This is a genomic window from Psychroflexus sp. ALD_RP9, assembly GCF_017311165.1.
In the GTDB taxonomy this organism is placed as follows: domain Bacteria; phylum Bacteroidota; class Bacteroidia; order Flavobacteriales; family Flavobacteriaceae; genus Psychroflexus.
On sequence record NZ_CP062973.1, the window covers coordinates 1,100,087 to 1,118,463 of the forward strand.

General features: G+C 32.9%; 19 protein-coding genes. 14 read left to right on the forward strand and 5 right to left on the reverse strand.

Annotation, left to right across the window (positions count from 1 at the left end; genetic code table 11):
• The first annotated feature begins 1 nt into the window (after position 1).
• The 10 genes from lptC to IMZ30_RS05265 all read left to right on the forward strand — a co-directional run bounded on the left by lptC (position 2) and on the right by IMZ30_RS05265 (position 6,754).
• The gene (lptC, locus tag IMZ30_RS05220; RefSeq protein ID WP_207039487.1) at positions 2-571 is read left to right on the forward strand and encodes an LPS export ABC transporter periplasmic protein LptC; all 570 of its coding nucleotides are present in this window, start codon (positions 2-4) and stop codon (positions 569-571) included.
• An 8-nt stretch (positions 572-579) separates the two neighbouring features.
• Complete coding sequence (locus IMZ30_RS05225) at positions 580-771, forward strand: hypothetical protein (protein WP_207039489.1); 192 nt, start codon at positions 580-582, stop codon at positions 769-771.
• Positions 768-2,054, forward strand: coding sequence for a hemolysin family protein (locus IMZ30_RS05230; RefSeq protein ID WP_207039491.1), 1,287 nt, complete (start codon positions 768-770; stop codon positions 2,052-2,054). Before IMZ30_RS05225 ends, IMZ30_RS05230 begins: the two co-directional genes overlap by 4 nt.
• An 81-nt stretch (positions 2,055-2,135) precedes the next feature.
• Positions 2,136-3,419, forward strand: a complete 1,284-nt coding sequence (locus tag IMZ30_RS05235) for a metal-dependent hydrolase family protein (RefSeq protein ID WP_207039493.1) — start codon at positions 2,136-2,138, stop codon at positions 3,417-3,419.
• Between the two features lie 110 nt (positions 3,420-3,529).
• A complete protein-coding gene (locus tag IMZ30_RS05240; protein ID WP_207039495.1) occupies positions 3,530-3,940 on the forward strand; it encodes a BrxA/BrxB family bacilliredoxin in 411 nt (136 codons plus the stop codon).
• A 64-nt stretch (positions 3,941-4,004) separates the two neighbouring features.
• Positions 4,005-4,754: a lysophospholipid acyltransferase family protein gene (locus IMZ30_RS05245; RefSeq protein ID WP_207039497.1), complete on the forward strand. Its 750-nt coding sequence runs from the start codon at positions 4,005-4,007 to the stop codon at positions 4,752-4,754.
• A gap of 2 nt (positions 4,755-4,756) precedes the next feature.
• On the forward strand, positions 4,757-5,659 hold the full coding sequence (gene hemF / locus IMZ30_RS05250) for an oxygen-dependent coproporphyrinogen oxidase (RefSeq protein ID WP_207039499.1): 903 nt from the start codon (positions 4,757-4,759) through the stop codon (positions 5,657-5,659).
• A 142-nt stretch (positions 5,660-5,801) separates the two neighbouring features.
• Positions 5,802-6,152 carry a YtxH domain-containing protein gene (locus IMZ30_RS05255; protein WP_207039500.1) on the forward strand — a complete coding sequence of 117 codons (351 nt, stop codon included), beginning with the start codon at positions 5,802-5,804 and terminating at the stop codon, positions 6,150-6,152.
• 5 nt (positions 6,153-6,157) lie between these two features.
• The gene (locus IMZ30_RS05260; protein WP_207039501.1) at positions 6,158-6,535 is read left to right on the forward strand and encodes a hypothetical protein; all 378 of its coding nucleotides are present in this window, start codon (positions 6,158-6,160) and stop codon (positions 6,533-6,535) included.
• A 3-nt stretch (positions 6,536-6,538) separates the two neighbouring features.
• Positions 6,539-6,754 (forward strand): DUF6327 family protein, encoded by a 216-nt coding sequence (locus IMZ30_RS05265; protein ID WP_207039502.1) that lies wholly within the window; start codon positions 6,539-6,541, stop codon positions 6,752-6,754.
• On the opposite strand, the gene IMZ30_RS05270 is transcribed toward IMZ30_RS05265, so the two are convergent.
• The 5 genes from IMZ30_RS05270 to gltX form a co-directional block, all read right to left on the reverse strand.
• Positions 6,755-7,702: an SPFH domain-containing protein gene (locus IMZ30_RS05270; RefSeq protein ID WP_207039503.1), complete on the reverse strand. Its 948-nt coding sequence runs from the start codon at positions 7,700-7,702 to the stop codon at positions 6,755-6,757.
• A 112-nt stretch (positions 7,703-7,814) separates the two neighbouring features.
• Entirely contained in the window at positions 7,815-8,972 is a 1,158-nt protein-coding gene (locus tag IMZ30_RS05275; RefSeq protein ID WP_207039504.1) for a DUF6268 family outer membrane beta-barrel protein, read from the reverse strand.
• A gap of 4 nt (positions 8,973-8,976) precedes the next feature.
• On the reverse strand, positions 8,977-9,423 hold the full coding sequence (locus IMZ30_RS05280; protein ID WP_207039505.1) for a DUF2147 domain-containing protein: 447 nt from the start codon (positions 9,421-9,423) through the stop codon (positions 8,977-8,979).
• 24 nt (positions 9,424-9,447) lie between these two features.
• Positions 9,448-9,963, reverse strand: coding sequence for a hypothetical protein (locus IMZ30_RS05285; RefSeq protein WP_207039506.1), 516 nt, complete (start codon positions 9,961-9,963; stop codon positions 9,448-9,450).
• A gap of 109 nt (positions 9,964-10,072) precedes the next feature.
• A complete protein-coding gene (gene gltX, locus IMZ30_RS05290; protein ID WP_207039507.1) occupies positions 10,073-11,599 on the reverse strand; it encodes a glutamate--tRNA ligase in 1,527 nt (508 codons plus the stop codon).
• A gap of 195 nt (positions 11,600-11,794) precedes the next feature.
• Between gltX and IMZ30_RS05295 the strand changes: the two genes are divergently transcribed.
• Genes IMZ30_RS05295 through IMZ30_RS05310 form a run of 4 tightly spaced genes read left to right on the forward strand, consistent with a single transcriptional unit; the run spans position 11,795 to position 18,349 of the window.
• Complete coding sequence (locus IMZ30_RS05295) at positions 11,795-15,226, forward strand: DUF4175 family protein (protein ID WP_207039508.1); 3,432 nt, start codon at positions 11,795-11,797, stop codon at positions 15,224-15,226.
• Positions 15,219-15,641: an rRNA maturation RNase YbeY gene (gene ybeY, locus IMZ30_RS05300; RefSeq protein ID WP_207039509.1), complete on the forward strand. Its 423-nt coding sequence runs from the start codon at positions 15,219-15,221 to the stop codon at positions 15,639-15,641. Before IMZ30_RS05295 ends, ybeY begins: the two co-directional genes overlap by 8 nt.
• A gap of 5 nt (positions 15,642-15,646) precedes the next feature.
• The gene (mnmG, locus tag IMZ30_RS05305; RefSeq protein ID WP_207039510.1) at positions 15,647-17,518 is read left to right on the forward strand and encodes a tRNA uridine-5-carboxymethylaminomethyl(34) synthesis enzyme MnmG; all 1,872 of its coding nucleotides are present in this window, start codon (positions 15,647-15,649) and stop codon (positions 17,516-17,518) included.
• Positions 17,519-17,542: 24 nt separating this feature from the next.
• Positions 17,543-18,349, forward strand: coding sequence for a class I SAM-dependent methyltransferase (locus IMZ30_RS05310; RefSeq protein WP_207039511.1), 807 nt, complete (start codon positions 17,543-17,545; stop codon positions 18,347-18,349).
• The last annotated feature ends 28 nt before the right edge of the window (positions 18,350-18,377 follow it).

Genomic DNA, 18,377 nt, shown 5'->3' on the forward strand with positions numbered 1-18,377 from the left:
CATGTTTCGAAACCTCATAATTATTAAAAAAAGTATTGTTGCTTTACTATGGGCAACAATACTTTTTTCTTGTAAAGGCAACTTAGATGAGGTCAATAAACGCAATCAAATTTCTAACGATCCACAAGCAAAAGCTTACGACATTAACCTATTTTATACTGATAGCGGCAAAGTAAAAGTCAATTTAAGAAGCCCTTTAGTTTTAGATTATACCCATTTTGAATTTCCTTATCGCGAATTTCCCAATACAGTAGATGTCGATTTTTTTGATGCCGATTCTTCCAAATCAAGCATTTTTGCCAAATATGCCATTATTTATGAGCAAACAGGTTTAGTTGATATGCAAGATAGCGTTTCAATAACAACAGCAGATGGTTTAATTTTGCAAGCTAAACAGTTATATTGGGACCAAAATAAAGGCTGGATTTTTACAGATCAAAATTACACGATTACCATGCCAAATGGCACCACAAATAACGGACAAGGTTTTGATGCTAATCAAAAATTTACTATTTTCATTTCAAGATCAAATAGAGGAAAACAGATTATAGACCAAGAAAACGAATTATAAAAAACACTATGAAATTTTTTAAGTATTTTGAATACGCCTACATTGCCTTTGCAGCTTTTTTTATTTATGAAGCCATAAAATCTTGGTCTGAAAACCAACAACAAAGTTATTTATATCTATTTTTATCTGCAGTAGCTGTATTTATGTATTTCTTCAAACGTAAATTCAGAAAAAAATACGAAGATAAATCAAATAAATGAGTGTCACCATTCTGGTTATTTTAGTTTCGCTATTGCTTTCAGCCTTTTTTTCAGGCATGGAAATAGCCTTTGTATCCTCAAATAAAGTTCATATAGAACTCGAGAAAAACCAACAAAATTTAACCAGCAAAGTTTTAAAGATACTTACCGATAAACCTTCAAAGTTTATTGCTGCAATGCTTATCGGCAACAATATCGCACTAGTTGTTTACGGTATTTTTATGGGCGATTTAATAATCAATTGGTTTCAAAGTTTAGCGCCTTACAATAATATAATTTTAGAATACCTGTTAACCGAAGCAAGTTTGTTTTCACAAACTTTAATTTCAACATTAGTAATTTTACTTACAGCAGAATTTTTACCCAAAGTATTTTTTCAAGTTTACGCCAATACCATGTTAAAGATATTTGCCATACCAGCATTTATTTTTTACAGCATCTTTTATATTATTTCTATATTCATTATTTGGATATCAGACTCAGTTTTAAGAGTATTTTTTAAAGTTGAAGGAGATCAAGTTCAACTAAACTTTAGTAAAGTAGAATTAGGTAATTACATTAACGAACAAATGGAAGCTATTGACGAGCAAGAAGAAGTTGACTCTGAAATACAACTCTTTCAAAACGCGCTTGAATTTTCAGATGTAAAAGCTCGCGAAGTCATGATTCCTAGAAATGAAATTGTTTCTGTAGATATTGACGTCCAACAAGGTGAATTAAGCCAAAAATTTACAGAAACTGGACTTTCGAAAATTTTAGTTTACCAAGCTAATAATGACGACATCTTAGGCTACATCCATTCATTTGAACTCTTTAAAAAACCAAAACATTTAAGAGAAATAGTGCGTAAAGTCGTTTTTGTGCCAGAAACCATGCTTGTAAAAGATGTTTTAAACTTAATGATTAAAAAGCGTACCAGCATTTCGGTAGTTGTCGATGAATATGGCGGTACAAGTGGTATAATGACCACAGAAGATATTGTAGAAGAGCTATTTGGAGAAATTGAAGATGAGCATGACTCAGCCGAATTAACAGAAGAGCAACTATCAGAACACCACTTCAAATTTTCTGCCCGTCACGAAGTAGACTATCTTAATGAAAGCTACAAACTCAACCTACCAGAAAGCGATAATTATGAAACACTAGGCGGTTTAATCGTTAATCACGCTGAAGAAATTCCCGATATTGGGAGTGAAATTACCATTGATAATTTTCATATTAAAATATTAGAAGCTTCTTCTAAAAAAATTGAACTCGTCTACATTCGAGTTGGTGAAGATTAAGTTTAAAATTAGTTACATAGCATTTTCAATCTCTAAAAGCTATATTTCATTATATTTGATTAGATTGAAAATTGAAAACCTATGAAATCTTTATTAAAAGTATGTTGTATTTTTCTACTATTAAGTATGACAACAGTCGCTCAAACCACCTATATTCACGCAGGCCATTTTATTGATGTTGAAAAAGGCAAATTACTTAAAAAACATACCATAATAGTTGAAGGAACCACAATAAAAAGTATAAAAAAAGGCTACACTAAAATTCCTTCTAAGGCTAATTACATCGACTTAAAATCATCTACTGTAATGCCAGGTTTGTTTGATATGCACGTGCATTTAGAAACCGAAACTTCAAAAAACGGCTACATAAAACGCTTTACCGAAAATGATGCCGATGTGGCTTTTAAGGCTGTTAAACATGCTAAAATTACCTTAGAAGCCGGATTTACATCAGTAAGAGACTTAGGTGGTAGTGGCGTTAATACAAGCTTAAGAGATGCTATTAACAAAGGTTACGTAATTGGTCCTCACGTCTATTCAGCCGGAAAATCAATTGCCACAACTGGTGGTCATGCCGATCCCACAAATGGATATCGAAAAGAACTTATGGGAAATCCAGGACCAAAACAAGGCGTTATTAATAGCCCAGAAGATGCTAGAAAAGCTGTAAGGCAGCGTTATAAGAATGGTGTAGATGTTATAAAAATCACAGCTACTGGTGGTGTATTAAGCTTAGCTAAGAACGGGCAAAACCCACAATTTTTTGATGATGAACTTCAAGCCATAGTTCAAACAGCAAATGATTACGGTTTTTTAACAGCTGCACATGCTCATGGTGATGATGGTATGCAACGTGCGATTAAAGCAGGAATCAAAACTATTGAACATGGTACCTACATGAGTGAAGAAACAATGCAACTTATGAAAAAACATGATGCTTACCTTGTCCCAACTATAACGGCCGGAAAAAGCGTCGCTAAGTTAGCTGAAATCCCAAATTACTACCCAGAAGTCGTTGTACCAAAGGCCAAAGCCGTTGGACCTCAAATTCAAGGCACCTTTGCTAAAGCCTATAAAAATGGCGTTAATATTGCCTTTGGAACTGATGCTGGAGTTTTTAAACATGGCGATAATGCTAAAGAATTTGGTTATATGGTTGAAGCCGGAATGCCAGCTATAGAAGCTATACAATCAGCTACAATTATAGCTGCCAAACTACTAAAGGTATATAATGAATTTGGTTCCTTAAATGAAGGCAAACAAGCAGACATAATTGCTGTTCCAGGAAATCCACTAAAAAATATTTCTTTGTTAGAACAGGTTAATTTCGTGATGAAAGGCGGAAAAGTTTATGTAAAACCATAACACCATTATAAAGAAATTTTACAACCTTTAATTTAAGTTAATGCTCATGTTGACCAATTTGAAAAATTCTATATTTGTAACCTAATATTAAGTCTTTAAAATTACTAGATATGTATCCACAAGAACTCGTAAAGCCAATGCAGGAAGAGCTAACTAGCATCGGTTTTGAAGAATTAAAAAGTAAATCTGATGTCTCTAATGCTTTAGCAAAATCAGGAACTACATTAGTTGTTGTTAATTCAGTATGTGGTTGTGCTGCAGCAAATGCCCGTCCAGGCGCAAAGCAGTCTTTAGGTCACTCAAAAAAACCAGATCATTTGGTAACCGTATTTGCAGGTGTTGACAAAGAAGCAACTGATGAAGCACGTGCTCAAATGGTACCGTTTCCACCAAGTTCACCTTCGATGGCTTTATTTAAAGATGGTGAATTAGTACATATGTTAGAGCGTCATCATATCGAGGGCAGACCTGCAGAAATGATAGCCGATAACTTAAAAAGTGCTTATGATGAGCATTGTTAATTTATTACAAGTTTTTTAATTAACCTAAAGCCGTTAAAATAACGGCTTTTGTATTTTTTACACAATGCGAAAAGTTATTGCTAGCATCTTATCGGTTCCATTTTATTTAGCATTTGGCTTATGCTTAGTTATTTTTCATGTAGTACAAGTAATTTGCTTTAAAGGTTTCGGTTACCAAGCCCACAAAAAAAGTGTTGATATCTTTAATTTCTTTCTACTAAGATGTCTCAATTTACTTGGTAATTGGGTAAGTTTTGAAAATAACTTCAACTTTAAACGAAATCAGCCACATATTATAATTGCTAATCATCAAAGTATGTTCGATATTCCACCTTTAATTTGGCATCTTCGGCAGCTTCATCCTAAATTTATTTCAAAAAAAGAATTAGGTAAAGGAATTCCAGGTATTTCGTATAATTTGAAACATGGCGGTTCAGTTTTAATTGATCGAAACGATAGAAATCAAGCGCTTAATGCAATTTCAAAATTTGGTCAATATCTAAATCAATTTAATCGTTCTGCCGTTATTTTTCCTGAAGGAACACGCTCTAGAACTGGTAAGCCAAAAGCCTTTTCAAGAAATGGGCTAAAAACTTTATTTGAACATTGCCCTACTGCTAAAATTGTTTCTGTGAGTATAAATAACTCATGGAAATTACAAAAATTTGGCATGTTCCCGATGAATGTAGGCCTGAACTTAAAATTTAAAGTTCACCAGACTTTAGACCTGGCTGAATTTGATAATTATGATACTTTAATTGATCAAGTTGAGGCAACTATTACAGAACATATTTTACCCGTTAAAACTACTTAACAATGAAAGATGAATTTTATGCCTATATCCAAAAGTTACAAGACCATATCACAAATGCTCTAGAGCAAGTAGATGGCAAAGCAAAATTTAAAGAAGATCTTTGGGAACGTTCTGAAGGTGGTGGAGGCAGAACACGAGTTATTGAAAACGGAGCAGTTTTTGAAAAAGGTGGCGTAAACATTTCAGCCGTTTATGGTGCTTTACCAAGTTCTATGCAAAAGTATTTTGGGGTTAAAGATTGTGATTTTTTTGCTTGTGGACTTAGTCTTGTTATTCACCCTAAAAATCCTATGGTACCAACTGTACATGCTAATTGGCGGTATTTTGAAATGTATAATTCGGCAGGTGAAATTATTGACCAATGGTTTGGTGGTGGACAAGATTTAACACCATACTATTTATTTGAAGAAGATGCCCAACATTTTCATAAAGTTTGTAAAGCAGCTTGCGATCATCACGACCAAAATTTCTATAAACAATATAAAAAACGCTGTGATGATTATTTCTGGAATAGTCACCGAAACGAAGCAAGAGGCATAGGCGGATTATTTTTTGACTATTTAAAGAAAAACGAAACCCATGATATGAAAGATTGGTTCAACTTTGTAACTGAAGTTGGAGATTCATTCACTGAAGCTTACATTCCGATTGTTAATAAGCGAAAAGATATATCTTACAATGCAAAGCAGCGTGAATGGCAAGAAATAAGACGTGGGCGATATGTTGAGTTTAATTTAGTTCACGATAAAGGCACTTTATTCGGACTAAAAACCAATGGCCGTATAGAAAGTATTTTAATGAGTTTACCACCTCATGTGCAATGGCAATACAACCACAGACCAGAACCTCACTCTGAAGAAGCAAAATTATTAGAGGTTTTAAGCAAACCGAAAGATTGGGTTTAACAGGATATTAAATTAATAAACATTATTGCTGAAGGATAAAATAATTTGATTTGTGAGACTCTTAAACAAGTCTTAACCCCATATTAACAGGATAAAAAAGACTTTTTGGTATATTTGAGTAAACCTTAATAAATACAAAATTATGTCAAATAACACAGGAAATACAATTATCGCATTATTAACAGGAGCAACTATTGGTGCCGGATTAGGTTTACTTTATGCTCCGAAAAGTGGAAAAGAAACACGCAAAGATTTAAAAGATGGCGCCAATGACTTAAAAGATAGTCTTTCAAGTCAATATGACGATATTTCTCATCAATTAGCCGACTTTACAAATAGAACTAAAAATGATATTGAAAAGCGCTTAGAGCATACCTTCAATTCTACCAATCAAAAAGCTGATGACATGTTAAGTAAACTTCAGGCTGAGTTGGATGAATTGAAAAAGAAAAATGAAAAGCTTCAAAAAGAGTTGAAATCAGCTACTAAATAAGTAGAATGAAAGCAGTTAAAGATCATGTCGAGCATCTGTCTGAAGATTCTCAAAATTACCTTAAAAGCTTAATTGCGTATTACAAGTTAGACGCATTTAAAAAGCTAAGTAAAAGCCTTGTAGCTTCCTTAAATTTGTTACTCATAGGTGGTATAGGGCTTTTACTCTTCTTATTTATTTCGATTGGTTTATCATTTTTAATAGGAGAGAGTTTAGGTAAAGTTGCTTATGGTTTTTTAATAATGGGTGGCTTTTATGTTATACTTTTCTTTTTAAGTTTAGCTTTTGCCAAACCTTTTATTGAACGTAAAGTTCTCACTTTTTTAAGCCAGGTTATTAATGATTCTGAAGCTAAAGCAGAAGATTTAACATCTAATGAATAAATTATGAAGACTTATAATTCCTTTAAAGAACTTGATAAAGATTTGCGCATCAAACGTTTAGAAGCTGATATTTATAAACAAAAGGCTAAAATTGATATTACATTTATCAAAGATAGCCTTAGTTTCAGTAATTTAATGTCTGAATTAATTAGTCAATTAGGTCAAAAGTATATTCTAAAGAAAATAGGCATAAATTTGCTAAAGAAGATTAAGTTATAGTTATTCATCATTGTTAGAATTATCTTCGCTTAACTGTTCTTTATTATAACGTTTCATTTCCTCACCAATTTGGCTAGAAGCTCTAAAAGAAGTTATCATCTGATTAAGCATATCACTACCAGCTTCAGGTGAATTTGGCATTAAAATTAAATTAGAATTATTTTTCTCGCCTATAGATTGAAGTGTATCGTAATGTTGAGTAACCACAATTAATGCTGAAGCTTCTTGAGAGTTGATGCCTACATTATTTAAAACATCTACACTTTCTTCTAAACCTCGCGCAATTTCTCTTCGTTGATCGGCAATACCTTGTCCTTGTAGACGCTTACTTTCGGCCTCAGCACGTGCTTTAGCCACAATTTTAATACGCTCTGCTTCGGCTTCGTATTCTGCTGCAACCTTTTCCCTTTCAGAAGCATTAATACGGTTCATTGATTCTTTTACTTTTTCATCAGGGTCAATATCAGTAACTAAAGTTTTAATAATATCGTAACCGTAATCAAGCATGGCGTCGTTGAGTTCTGCTTTAACTGCGTTAGCAACATCATCTTTGCGCTCAAAAACATTATCAAGTTTCATTTTAGGAACTTCGGCACGAACAACATCAAACACATAAGATGTTATTTGGGCAGCTGGACTTTCAAGTTTATAAAATGCATCGTAAACATTAGCACGCATCACTTGATATTGAACAGATACTTTTAAGTGAACAAAAACATCATCTTTAGTTTTAGTTTCTACAATGACATCTAGTTGTTGAATTTTTAGGTTAATTCGGCCAGCAATTCGATCAATAACAGGAATTTTAATTTGTAAACCTGAGTTTCTTACGCTATTAAAGCGCCCAAAACGTTCTACAATAGCAGCAGTTTGTTGTTTTACTGTAAAAATACTAACCAATAAGAGTAAGGCTAGAAGTACAATAATGAAAATTGTTAAAAAGTCCATAGATTTAATTTTTGATTTAAAGATGCATTAAAAATAGTATTTAACTTGAATAATAAAGCAAGTAAAACTAAATCTAACGTAAGAAATTATATTTTATTAAATTTTAAAATGATTACGGACTTACAAAATTTAAGCTCACATTAAAAAATAAGGGATTATCTAAGCTATTTACCATTCCGAACTGTTGATCACCAAAAAAACCTCTAAAAAAGTCACCATTACCATCAAGTTGGTCAGCATCGTAAGACCAATCCCAGCGATAGCCTGCTTGTATACTTGCCCAAATAAAACCAGATATTTTGGTTTGTAATTCAATTTTAGGTCTTACCTCTCCGCGTCTAATTTCATATGAATTTCCATCAACAGAATAGTCATCGATCCGGTAGCTTTGACCTTCTAAATCAAAACCTGTTAATAAAATTGTATTAGGGTTGAAGTTATAGCGAACATAAGCACGCGCAGGGAAAAGAATTTCTGTTCCCCATTTACGATTTTCTGAAGTCCAGTCGTACATAATTACCGGTACATAATTAAGGTTTCCTACACGATAAGTTCGTGCTACACCAATACCCCAACGATAATAATCGTTAACACGTTTTCCATAAACGGCAGCTAAACTATAACGTATGGTGCTTAAGGATTGTAAGTTTTCAAAATCGTAGTTGCCGCTTAAATCCATCTGACCTTGAAAAACGAGAAAATTAGTTTCATTCAATGGAAAGAAGAATGTGTTAGTCCAATTCAAATTCTTTAAGCCATCTTCGTTTAAAATACGTCCTAAAGTACGGGCTTGTGTGCCATCTGGTAAAATTACAGGGTTTGTTGGCGAATTAAGACTTTCTGAAATATCATAACTTGTTTCCATATAATTTATACCTGACTGCCAGACAAAACTACTTTTAGAAATAATAGGAATATTGGTTTTTATTCTTAAACCGCCTGTAAATTTTGCTCGTCCTGTTTCATTTATGTTAGGGTTTTCTTCTTCAACATCATAACCACTATTAGGATTAGATTGTGGAAAACGTACATCAGAAAATTCATATTTATATGGCATTTGAATGTCATAACCAACACTAATAAACTTTTGTGGACTCATGCCTAATATGGTTGGTTTAGCATAGCGTTTAATAGGTGTATCATCTTCTAACTCATAGCTATCGTAAATGCTATAATCTTCTTCCTCTTCACCTTCGACTTGTGAAAACCCAAAGTTACTACAAACTAGAAGTAGTAACGTAAAAACTGAAAACCTAAGATCATGTTTCATGCGCTTATTTTTTAAGAACTAATCTTCTCCATGTATCCGTACGTCCAAAAGTTTTAACACCAACATATCCACGAATATCCATGACGTTTTCGTCTTTTAATGTAATTACGCAACTATAAGTTTTACCATTTTGAGGATCGTAAATGGTTCCTTCTTCCCAGGTATTATCTCCTACATAAACAAAGTCTTTTAACATTCGATAGCCTCTTAATGGTACATCTTGCATGCTTTCGTCTGGATTGTTAATATCTGTTTTCGGTTTTCCGGTTTCTGGGTCTTTTGGCTCTCTCAGCCAGACTATTTTGCCATAGTATTTGTCGCCAATTTTATCTATTTTAACTTTTACTTTACCGTTACTCGGTTCCCAAACACCAAGAATAGCATCGGCATCTTGAGCGAAACCAATGTAACAAAATAAACAAAAGACAAGAGTGAAAAGTGTAGATTTCATGGTATATAAATATTAAAGTTTAAATTATTTAGAAGTTTCAATTTGAAAGGTAAGTAGTAACTCGAAGTTTATATCATCATAATATTCTTGATCAAGAATGTCGAAATCAGCCACAAAAATAATTTCGTTATCAGCGAAAGCTTCTTCAAAATCTTCTTGGATCTCAGCAACACTTAAGTTATTTTTTTTGGTGGTATCTAAGTTTGTATCTAGTAAGCCAATACGTTTCATAGAAGTGTTTTTTGATTTCATTTCCATAACCACTTTACCTATTTCAGGGTAAGATTCACCATTTACTGGCATGATTTCTATATTTGAAATATGCGCATCTTCAATAGTAATTTCGTCACCGTCTTGGTTGGTAAATAAGTCGTCTAACGCAAACGACCACTGAGCAGTTGCTGTATTGGGGCCTTGAAAAAATGGGCCAGAGGCTTTAAGCTTTAAAATTGGTGTTTTAACTATTTGTTTTTCTGTAGTTCCAGAGCATGCTGTTAAAAATATTGCACAAAATAAAATTCCAAATAATCTGACATTCATGATTTAACAATTTTAAACAAATCTAATTAAAACTTGTTTATTTTTCCATAAATCAGAAAAAAAAAGCCAAATTATTTAAGAATTCACTTTTAAAATTTAATAAGCTAAATTAATTATTGTCTAACTTATTTATTGCAGCCTCTATACGATTTAGTGTTTCTGATTGGCCAATTGCTGCAGCAATATTAAAAATACTTGGTCCTTGCATAGCACCAACTAATGCTAGGCGCAATGGTTGCATTACTTTCCCAAAACCTAATTCATGATCGGTAATCCATTTTTTTACAGCTTGCTCTAAACCTTCTTCTGTAAATGGTTTTTGAGTTGAAATAACATCATCATTCAATTGACGCATTAGTTCAGATGTACCAGATTTCCAAGCTTTTTTAGATGCTTTTGAGTCGTATGTTTCTGGTGCTTGAAAATAAAAGTGTGATAATTCCCAAAAATCACTAACAAAAGTAGCTCGTTCACGAATAGTGGCTACAACATGTTCGATGTAAGGAATGCCAACATCAATCCCTTTTTGATTTAAAATTAATTTATACTGGCTTACTAGAGTATTTATTGGTGCTTGCTTTAAGTAATGCTGTTGAAACCATTTTAACTTTTCGGGATCGAATTTTGCACCACCTTTGTGAACTCTTGTCAAATCAAAAGCTTCAATAAGTTCATCTAAATTATAAAATTCTTTATCTGTACCATCATTCCAACCTAATAAAACTAGTGTGTTTACTAGGGTTTCTGGTAGATAGCCGTCTTCGCGATAACCTTTTGAAGTTTCACCTGATGTTGGGTCGTTCCATTCTAATGGAAAAACAGGAATGCCTAACTTGTCGCCATCGCGTTTACTTAATTTGCCTTTTCCGTTGGGTTTTAAAATTAGTGGCAGGTGCGCAAATTTTGGTGGTTCCCAACCAAAAGCCTCATATAGTGAAACATGAAGTGGTAGCGATGGAAGCCATTCTTCTCCACGAATAACATGTGTTATTTGCATTAAGTGATCATCAACTATATTAGCTAAATGATAAGTTGGTAAACCATCGCTTTTAAACAATATTTTATCATCTAACACAGCCGAATCTACTTCAATTAAACCTCTAATTACATCTTTTAAATGTAAATGACGACTTACTGATGTTTTAAATCTAATTACATAATCGTCGCCTCGCTTCAAACGTTCATCTAATTCGGTTTTAGATAAATTTAAAGAGTTATTAAGCGACTGACGTGTTTGAGGTCCGTAAGCAAATTTTTCTCCTTTGGCTTCGGCTTGTTGACGAAGTTGATTTAATTGTTCTGGTGTATCAAAAGCATAGTAAGCTTTGCCATGCTCAATGAGTTGATTTACGTATTTTATATAAATATCTTTGCGTTCACTTTGTTTGTAAGGACCAAAATTGCCTTCTTTTCCTGGACCTTCATCATAAGGAATACCAGCCCAATTTAAACTTTCAATGATGTAGTTTTCAGCGCCTTCAACAAAACGATTTTGGTCAGTATCTTCAATACGCAGAATAAATTTACCGTCATTTTTTTTTGCAAATAAGTAGTTATAAAGTGCGGTTCTTAAACCACCAATATGTAATGGTCCTGTTGGACTAGGAGCAAATCTTACGCGAACACTTGTAGACATATTTTCTATTTTTTGACAAAGATAAAATTAATTAAGGGTTTACAGAAAACAGTACAAAGCATTAAGTTTAGATATTAGGTTTTTAATGTGTGGTTGAGTTTAATGTTTTTAAACCTGTTTTGCTTGTTAAAACACAATTAACCTCATCATTAACATTCGCATTTTTAATACCTTAGCAAATTATAGATTTATCTAATGCAGCATTATCAACAAATTGAACATAAACTTTCGCAGTTTATTAAAAAATACTATTACAACCAGTTATTAAAAGGTTCTATTATAAGCTTAGGCTCTATCTTAGCACTAAGTATTTTAATAGCGGCTGTAGAATATTTTTTATGGCTAAACCCGACTGGTCGTTTAATTTTACTCATAGTTGGCTGTTTTATAATGCTGGCTATTTTAAGCCTGTTTGTTATTAAGCCAATTTTAAAACTGACTAAAATTTCGAAAGGAATTGATTTTTACAGCGCTTCAAACTTAATAGGTCAACACTTTAAAGAGGTTAATGATAAACTCACAAATATTCTTCAATTAAAAGAACAAGGTGCTTCAAACGAATTTATCATTGCTAGTATCGAGCAAAAATCTAAAGAAATTAGGTCTATTCCTTTTCAAATGGCTGTTAACTTCAGTTATAATTTGAAATATTTACGTTTTGCTGTAATTCCGCTGCTAATTATTGTGGCGATTTGGGTCTCAGGACAAGGTCAATTTTTTTCAGATTCTTATTTCCGAATGGCTAATTATGAAAAAGAATTTGAGCCACCAGCACCATTTCGATTTCAGGTTTTGAACGATAGTTTAACGGCTATTGCTGGAAGAGATTTCACTATCAAGGTTAAAACCTCTGGCCAAATTGCACCAGAACAAATAAACATTCATCTTAATGATGAAAAATTTAGTTTAGAACAACTGGCTGATGGAAGTCATATTTTTAATTTACAAAACCTGACAAAAACAACCGAATTTTTTTTAAGTGCCAATGGACTAAAATCTAAAACTTACAAGATTTCATTATTAAAAACCCCGGAATTGAAAGGTTTAGCCTTGCAGTTGAAGTTTCCATCTTATATTAATCGTCCGCCTTCAAATATAAATGGAACTGGAAACGCAACAATCCCTGAAGGTACTGAAATTCTTTGGCAAATTTCTACTGCTCATACTACTCAAGTCAATTTATTAAGTAATACAAAAACAATAGCTTTTAATGCTGAAAATAATCTATTTAAGTACCAACAAAAAATACGGCAAAACCTTGATTATCAGATCAGTATTTCGAATGCCTTGTTTTCTAATTATGAAACATTAAACTATCAAATAAAAGTGGTTAAAGATGAGTATCCACAGCTTAAACTTCAAAGTAAGCAAGATACCATCAATCAAAAACAACGCTACTTTTTTGCAAAGCTTAGTGACGATTATGGTTTAACAAAAGCAGAAATTGAAATTACAAATACAAAAACCGATTCAAGTTTTACAAAACCTATTTCAATTGCAAAAAATTCATTTGCAACCTTTAATTACGCAGTTCCTAATCCCGAATTAAAATTTAAACCAGGCAATACTTATCGCTATGTCTTTAAAGTTTATGATAATGATGCTGTAAATGGTCGTAAAAGTTCGCAGTCTGAAGTTTTTTATTTCAATAAACCAAGTCAAGTTGAAGCAAAAAAAGAAAATCTTAAGCAACAACAAGAAGCTATAAACCAGATAAATCAATCACTTTCTAAAAACAAAGCAGCCAAGAAAGAACTGTCAGATTTAAAACAAATAAGCAAAGAAAAGCAGCAACTAAATTATACTGATAAGCAAAAACTAAGACGCTTTGTTGAACGTCAAGAACAGCAAATGGTATTAATGAAGTCTTATGCCAAAAAATTAGAAAAACAACTTGAAGATTTAGACAGTGAAAATCAAGATAAAAAAGAACTTCAAAATCGTTTAGAACAAAATCAAGAAAAAATTGACCAAAACAAAAAATTATTAGATGAATTAAAAAAGCTTCAAGAAAAAATTGATCAAGAAAACTTAGATAATGCGCTTGAGGAGTTTGATAAAGAACAGAAAAAGCAAGAACAAAGCTTAGAACAGTTGTTAGAATTAACCAAACATTTTTATTTAGAAGAAAAACAGAAGCAATTGGCAGACGAGTTGAAATCTCTTGCTGAAAAACAAGAAAACTTAGCTAAGAGCAAAGAAAATTCATCAGAAAAACAAAAAGACCTTAGTCAAGAGTTTAAACAACTGCAGGATGAAATTAAGCAACTAAAAGAAGAAAATGAAAACTTAGAAAAGCCGATGGATATTGGCAGCGATAAGTTTTTAGAAGAAAATATTAAGTCAGATCAAAAAACTGCTGAAGAAGAACTATCTGAGTCTGAAAAAAACAGTAATAAACAGCAATCTAAACAAAAAGCACAAAAGGCACAGCAAAACGCAGCAAAACAAATGCGTCAATTATCTAAAAAAATGCAACAGCAAATGATGGCAGGTGGTATGCAACAACAGCAAGAAGACGCCGAAATGCTTAAGCAAATTTTAGATAACCTTATTGTATATTCTATAGAGCAAGAAAAATTGATGAACGATTTCTCGAAACTTACTAATAAAAATCCATTATTTCCCTCAAAGTTAAGACGTCAAGCCGAGTTACGTGAAAACTTTAAACATGTTGATGATAGCTTATTTGAATTAGCAAAACGCAATATGATGATCACTTCTTTAGTCAATAACGCTATTGAAGATATTAAATTTAATACTATAAAAACTTTAGAAAATCTATCAGAAAATAAAATAGGTCGAGGTATAAGTTACCAACAATATATCATGAAAGATGCTAATCAATTAGCAAACTTATTAAGTCAATCGCTTGATCAAATGCAACAGCAAATGAATGGATCTGGTCAAGGTCAAGGAGGTAAGCCGAAACCTGGCCAGGGCCAAGGATCAGGACAACAATTATCAGATATTATAAAATCTCATGACGAACTTTCAAAAGCCATGAAGAAAGGCCAACAAAAAGGCCAAAAACCAGGGAATAAATCTGATGGAGAAGAAGGTCAAGAAGCCAATGAAGGTGGAGATAAAAATGGAAACAAAGGTAAAAATGGTAATTCTGGAGGAGATAATCAAGGTGGAAAAAATGGTAAAGGTCAATCTAATAGCAATGCTAGTGAAAAAGGACAAAGCAATAATGAGCCTAATGCTGGTGAAAGCGCTGATGAAATTTATCGAATTTTTAAACAACAACAAAAATTACGACAACAGCTTGAAGACCGTATTAAAGAATTAGGTTTAAATGCTAATTCTAAGGCTCTTGAAAAAAGTTTAAATGAGCTTGAACAAGAACTGCTTATGAAAGGCTTTACAAATAAACTTCTGCAGAAAATGGAATCGGTGAAACACCAGCTTTTAAAACTTGAAGAAGCTGCCAATAAGCAAGGGAAAGATCAGCAGCGACAAGCTGAAACTAACACAAAAACCTTCAATAACAATCAGCAAAAATGGATTGAAAAATCTAAAGAATATTTTAATTCAACTGAATTATTAAATCGCCAACAATTACCTTTGCAACCAAAATTTAAATTGCTTATTGAGCAATACTTTAAAATAACAAATGATTAATTTTGAATCTCAAAATGATTTTAAACTCTACAATCCAAAAGCATATATGCAGTGGATTGAAAATGTGGTTGTGAGTGAAGAGTTTAACCTTGAAGAATTGCAGTTCATCTTCTGTAATGACGATTATTTACTTAAGATTAATCAACAGTTTTTAAATCATGATACTTACACAGACATAATCACGTTTGATCAAAGTGTTGGAAAAAACATTTTAGCAGAAATTTATATCAGTACTGAACGCGTTGCAGAAAACGCAAAAACTTATAAAGTTAGTTTTGATAATGAGTTGAAACGAGTTATTATTCACGGTGTATTGCATTGCATGAGATTTGGTGATAAGACCGAAGAAGAGCAATTGAAAATGCGAGAAAAAGAAAATGAAAAAATACAAATGTTCCACGTGGAACAAAACTAATTTCTATGTTTGAACATGAATATGACGTAATCGTGGTGGGTGGTGGCCACGCTGGGAGCGAGGCCGCAGCGAGTGCTGCAAATATGGGTTGCAAAACATTACTCATCACCATGAACTTACAAAACATTGCACAAATGTCATGCAATCCAGCTATGGGCGGAATTGCAAAGGGTCAAATTTTAAGAGAAATTGATGCTATGGGCGGTTATAGTGGTATTGTTTCAGACACAAGTGCTATTCAGTTTAAAATGCTTAATAAATCAAAAGGGCCAGCGATGTGGAGTCCTCGTGTACAAAGCGATAGGATGTTATTTGCTGAGCACTGGAGATTAAAGTTAGAACAAACCAAAAATCTTGATTTTTATCAAGAAATGGTTGCTGGGTTGTTAATCAAAAATGATAAAATTGCAGGAGTAAAAACCTCGCTTGGATTAGAAGTAAAATCTAAAGCCGTTGTATTAACTAATGGTACTTTCTTAAATGGTTTAATTCATATTGGTGAGAAAAATTTTGGTGGTGGAAGAGCAGGTGAGCGTGCTTCAACTGGAATAACAAAAGATTTGATTGATCTAGGTTTCGAAGCTGGACGAATGAAAACAGGTACACCGCCAAGAGTTGATGGACGTTCGCTTGATTTCAGCAAAATGATTGAACAAGCAGGCGATGAAAAACCTGATAAATTTTCATATTCAAACGAAACAAAGCCTTTAACAAAACAACGTTCTTGTCATATGACGTACACTTCGCCAGAAGTACACGATTTGTTAAGAGAAGGTTTTGATCGCTCACCAATGTTTAATGGTGCCATCGAAAGTGCAGGACCTAGGTATTGCCCAAGTATTGAGGATAAAATTCATCGATTTGCAAGTAAAGATCGACACCAAATATTTGTTGAACCAGAAGGCTGGAACACAGTTGAATACTATATTAATGGTTTTTCAACATCTTTACCTGAAGATGTTCAATTTAAGGCCTTAAAATCAGTTGAGGGATTCGAAAAAGTGAAATTTTTTAGACCAGGTTATGCAATTGAGTACGATTACTTTCCACCAACCCAACTAAAGCATACCCTAGAAACTAAATTGGTCGATAATCTCTACTTTGCAGGACAAATTAATGGTACAACAGGCTACGAAGAAGCAGCATCTCAAGGACTTATGGCAGGAATAAACGCTGCACTGAAACTTCAGGAAAAAGAAGAATTCATTTTACAACGTAATGAGGCTTACATTGGAGTTTTAATAGATGATTTAATTACAAAAGGAACAGAAGAACCTTATAGGATGTTTACTTCGAGAGCTGAATACAGAACTTTACTCCGACAAGATAATGCTGACTTCAGACTAACTGAACGTGCATTTAAGTTAGGCTTAGCATCGGAAGAACGCTACAAAGCAATGCTCGAAAAGAAAGAAAAGTCTGAGAAATTTGTAAAATTCTTCGAAAACGAAAGTGTAACCACTACGGAAATGAATCCTATTTTGGAATCAAAAAACTCTAAGCCTATAAAACAACAGGGGAAAATGTTCAAAATTTTTGCACGTCCTAATGTCACGATGGATGATATGTTGCAAGTTGAAAAAGTTAAAACCTATGTTGAAGGAAATGATATTGGCAAAAGTGTTTTAGAACAAGTTGAAATACAAGTAAAGTATTCAGGCTATATTGATAAAGAAAAACAAAATGCTGACAAATTAAATCGATTAGAGAATATAAAAATTCCGTATGACTTCGACTATTCAGTTTTACAATCTATGTCATTCGAGGCAAGAGAAAAGCTAAACAAAATTAAACCTAGGACAATATCGCAAGCATCTCGTGTTAGTGGTGTAAATCCTAGTGATATTTCTGTACTTTTAGTTCATATGGGTCGATAATGTTTCACGTGGAACAATTAAAAAATGGAAATAACTGATTGGGCACATTCTAAAGAAAAATTTAAACTTGAAACAGTTCAGAAAGGTGTTTACAAACTTTCTGAAATTCCTGAAAGTCTAGAAAAATATTACAACTTTAATGATTATATATCTCATCACAATCAGAAGAAAACGCTTACTGAAAAGATTTATCAAGGTGTAAAACATTTAATGTTTAAAAAAAAGTTGAATCTCATAAACCAATATACAAGTCAAAAAACATTGAAGATCTTAGATTATGGCTGTGGTGTTGGTGAATTTGTTTCCTATTTAAAAGATAATGGTCATCAAGCTGATGGATTTGAGCCCAATGAAAACGCTAGAAAAATCGCTATTGATAATGGTGTAAGACTAGTGAACGAATCACTAAATCAACATAAGTATGATGTAATTTGCCTCTATCATGTCTTAGAGCATATCGAAGACATAGATGATAAACTAAAAATGCTATATAATCATTTAAATTATGACGGAATCTTAATTATTGCCGTGCCAAATCATGATGCCTTTGATGCTAAATATTACAAAACATGTTGGGCTGCTTGGGATGTACCTCGACATATTTGGCATTTTAATAAAAATGGCCTAAGGAATTTAATAGAATCATACTCGTTTAAGTTAATAAAAAGAAAACCACTTTGGTTTGACGCGTTGTATATTTCAATGATATCAGAAACATATAAAAAATCAAGTCGATTAAAGGGTTTGATGGTTGGGCTGATATCTAATCTAAGCGGATTGTTTACGAAAAACTATTCTTCTAATCAATTTGTGTTTAAAAAGCTTAAATAAGCGCTTATTTATTACTTTTTTTGGGTTA